The organism is Psychrobacter glacincola (assembly GCF_904846215.1).
In the GTDB taxonomy this organism is placed as follows: Bacteria; Pseudomonadota; Gammaproteobacteria; order Pseudomonadales; family Moraxellaceae; genus Psychrobacter; species Psychrobacter glacincola.
In genome coordinates, this window is sequence record NZ_CAJGZK010000113.1 from 1 (window position 1) to 521 (window position 521).

Genomic DNA, 521 nt, shown 5'->3' on the forward strand with positions numbered 1-521 from the left:
GCCCCAAATCATGACCGTTTTATTATCGATAAAACCATCAAAATATTGCCAAAACTTGCGGAATATTAGCTCTTTTTGGTCTTCATTAATATGGATAACCGATTGTAATAGCGGCATGGCCAAGCTCTGTGCTTGACTTGATTGCTGTAGCTGAAGCAATTCTGTCGGTAGCGTATTACCACCAAATCCCCAGCCCGCCTGCAAGTAGCTACTGCCCACGCGCTCATCAAGCCCCATGATATGGCTGACTTGCTGGATATCGACTTGTTGACTATCCGCCAAGCGCGACATCTCATTCATGAAACTGACCCGCGTTGCGAGCATCGCCATGATGCTACTACGAGCAAATTCGATAGTCGCGATATTGGCATAATGAGTAGCACGCGCATGCTGCATTAATGGCTGTAGCATACCCAAATGATGACGACTATTTGAGGTTTTTTCACCGAGTAGCCATAGTGACGGATTTAACATCGAGCTATAAGCATCACCATCTTTTAAGAAAACGAACGGTAGATAAT

At 44.9% G+C, this 521-nt stretch carries 1 pseudogene; it reads right to left on the reverse strand.

The features are described from left to right. Positions 1-521 (reverse strand): annotated as a pseudogene (locus tag JMW90_RS13665) (UDP-glucose/GDP-mannose dehydrogenase family protein); the annotation flags it as partial.